Annotated in this window: 2 protein-coding genes and 1 tRNA gene; all 3 read right to left on the reverse strand. The window is 72.0% G+C overall.

Going from position 1 to position 3,232, the window contains the following annotated elements:
- Nucleotides 1-347 (reverse strand): primase-helicase zinc-binding domain-containing protein (locus M0P34_RS14555; protein WP_291500408.1); only part of this gene is annotated, 347 nt, incomplete at its 3' end.
- A 290-nt stretch (nucleotides 348-637) separates the two neighbouring features.
- The gene (locus M0P34_RS14560; protein ID WP_291500410.1) at nucleotides 638-2,458 is read right to left on the reverse strand and encodes a phage/plasmid primase, P4 family; all 1,821 of its coding nucleotides are present in this window, start codon (nucleotides 2,456-2,458) and stop codon (nucleotides 638-640) included.
- A 376-nt stretch (nucleotides 2,459-2,834) separates the two neighbouring features.
- A tRNA-Arg gene (locus tag M0P34_RS14565) sits at nucleotides 2,835-2,911 on the reverse strand.
- Between the last annotated feature and the right edge of the window lie 321 nt (nucleotides 2,912-3,232).

Genomic DNA, 3,232 nt, shown 5'->3' on the forward strand with positions numbered 1-3,232 from the left:
CGGTCCCCGGGCTCGCGGGCCTGCCCGGGCGCCCGGCTGGCCGGGGCGGCCCTGCGCCGGGGCGGCAGCAGCGGGCGCGGCGGGCGCGCCTCGAGGGTCCGCCCCAGGTGCGCGGCGGCGGCGCGGAAATCCAGGCCTCGGAAGTCCATCAGGTAGCGGATGGCGTCGCCGCCCGCCCCGCAGCCCCGGCACCACCAGCTTCCCTCGCCGCCGTTCTGCTCCGGCCAGCAATGGAAGCGGTCCGTGCCGCCGCAGCCCGGGCAGGGGCCGTGCCATTCCCCGCCCTTGGTGCCCGCCGCCTTGCGGGCCGTGATGCCGTCCTCGCGCAGCAGGTCCAGCACGTTCACGGGCGCCGCCCCCCTCCCCCCAGGGAGAAAAGGCGGCCAGCTCCCATGCTCCTGCCCTGCTCCTGCCTTTGCTCCTTGCTTCAACATCCTCTTTCCAAAGACTTTTTGAAGATCAAGAGGATGATTGGAGGAAGCAGGGCCGAAAACGGCCCGACACTGCCGAAGCGCCGTGGAAGCCACTTTGCACATGGTTCGTCCTATGCTCCTGGCGTCACGAAATCCGCCCGCCTTCCGGGGCGTTGCGGGCAGGAGCGTGACGCCGCTTGCGGTCCTGCCGATGGTCCATGGTCCTAGAAGAGCCGGTCGTCGCCCAGCTCCTCCCGGGTTTCGGCGTTCAGGCGCACGCCGTAGTACCAGTTCTTGCCGCCGACCTTGGCCTTCTCGAACTTCTTCTGGGCCAGGGCCCCGAACTTGCGCTGGGGAAACTGCTTCTTGCGGCTGATGTTGCGCGCGAACCAGCGCACGAAGGCGTCGTAGAGCTCCGTGGCGTTGGTGCGCGCCGCCGGGTCGGCCAGGTCGCAGGGCACCACCTCGCAGCAGTCCTCCACGAACAGCGCCAGCAGATCCTCGTCGCGCCGGTAGTCCTGGGTGGCGGCCAGCACCTTGGGCGGCGGGGCCAGGCCCTGGGCCTGCCAGTCCAGGCAGCCGCGCACCAGCCAGGCGAGGATGCCGGAGGCCTCCGCGCGCAGGGCCGCGCCCAGGCCGTCGTCGCGGCGCATCTCGCCCGCGTCCTGGGGCTCGCGGTCCACGAAGGACCGCTCGAAGGGGATGAGGTGCAGGCGCTCCCAGAAGGCGAAGTCGTCCGCCGGGGCGTGGGGCTTGTGGTTGGTCAGCAGGAAGAGGATATGCGTCGGCGCGAAGGTCACAGGCCGCTTGTCGTTGGGCCAGCGCCCGGTGAGCCTGTCGCCGCCCGAGAGCCACTTGCAGCGCGCGGCGCTGAACCGGCGGCCCTCGTCCGTCTCCGAGGCGAAGGCCGCACGCATCCCGCGCAGGGCCATGATGGACGGCGACGGCGCGTCGGCGTTGCGCACGTTGTTCTGGTCCAGCAGCATCTCCGCCGGGATGGGCCCGGCCAGCGGGCCGAGCACCTCGGAGACGGTATCCACCAGCAGCGACTTGCCGTTGCGCCCTTTGCCGTGCAGCACGGGCAGGACGTGCTCCTTGCTGCCGCCGCGCATGGCCGCGCCGAACACCCGCCCGAGGTAGGCGACCATCTCCCCGTCGCCGGACATGATCTCGGACAGGAAGCGTTCCCAACGCGGGGCCGGGGCGTCGATGCCGCGCCACTCCACGGGCGAGGCCTTGAGCAGGTAGTCCTCGGGCCTCCCCCCCCTGAACCGGCCAGTGCGCAGGTCCAACACTCCGTTGGCGCAGGCGAGCAGCCACTCCTGGGCGTCCAGCTCGTCGCCGGTGATGGCCAGGGGCGCGCGGTTGGTGTGCGCGAAGCGCAGGCAGGCGTCGGGCCCGCCCTCCTTGCGCAGCCGCTTGACCCGCGCCAGGATCATCTGCTGCTGCGCGGCGCAGAGCTTGGCCAGGTCCTTGTCCCCGGCCTGGGCCGCCTCGGTGGCCCGCCTGCCCAGGCGCGAATGCTCCTCCAGCAGCCGGTCGGCCACGGCCTCGACCTCGGCCTGGGGCACGTCCAGCCCGTCCAGGGCCCAGTGGTGCCCGCTCCACTGCAACCACTCCCGGCTCTGCTTCACGAACAGGAAGCGCCCGCGGTGGATCTCGGCGTAGAGCATCCCCAGGCCCAGGTCCTCGGCGCGCACGCACTGCATGACGAAGTCCGGGGGAATCTCCCGCGCCCCGGCCCCGGCGTCCCCGGGCCCTCCGGCTGCGGCCTCCTCCTCGTCCCTGCGGGCCCGCACCCGGCGGCGCATCTCCTCCAGCTCCGCCCCGGCAGCGCCAGGCGCCCCGGCGCCATCCGCGCCCTGCGCCCTGGCCTCGCCGGCGCCCTGGGGCCAGGTCGTGTCCGCGGCCTGCACCCTGCCCCCATCCACGCCCTGGAATCCGAGGTCGCTCACGCCCTTGGGCCCGAGGTCGCCCGCGCCCTGCATTCCGGCGGCGTTGGCCACGGCCTGCGGCCCGGTGCCGTGCTCGCGGTCAGCGCCCATGCGCCACCTCCGGGCGTGTCACGAATCCCGGAATACAAGCACCAAACAGGTGCAGCGCCACGACATTTTCCATTTTTCCGCACAATCTTTTCCACCCCCCACGCGAAAACCGTGAGAGGTCGCGCACCCGCACAGGGCGGCGCCCGGGAAGGACCCGCGCCCCCGCCACGCCCCGAGGCCGCAAACAGGACCATCTGGCCAGCCCACCAGTCAGGGGGGAGCGGGGGGAGCGGCGCCGGGAACGGGTCGCAGGGAGAAGAGGGCAGGAGGAAAAGCGCGAGGGTGAAGGGATGCCAACCTGCGACTTTGGCTCGCAATAGGCTAGCAAAAGAAACAGCGGTCTACGGCTGGTTATGCCGTAAACCGCTGAAATACTTGGCGGGCAATACAGGACTCGAACCTGTGGCCTTTGGCTCCGGAGGCCAACGCTCTATCCACCTGAGCTAATTGCCCGCTTGAGGGATGAGTACCTATGACGGGGCCGGGGCGTTGTCAAGGATTGATTGCAGCTCCGGGGAGCAGCGGGGCCCTGTGGGGGCTGCGGCGGAGGATCCCGGGACGGTGGGACGACGGGGAAGCCCCGGCCTGGCTCCTCCGACCTGCGGATTATTTTGAAAATGGCCATCATGCAGCGTATCCCCCCTCCTCGCCCCGCCGCGCCGCGCTCCCCCCTCCCCCCCCCCCCCCGCCCCCCCCCCCCCCCCCCCCCCCCCGCGCGCACCCCCCCCCCCCCCCCCCCGCCCCCCCCCCCCCCCCCCCCCCCCCTCCCGCCCC

This window comes from Desulfocurvus sp., assembly GCF_023230885.1.
Lineage (GTDB): Bacteria > Desulfobacterota > Desulfovibrionia > Desulfovibrionales > Desulfovibrionaceae > Desulfocurvus.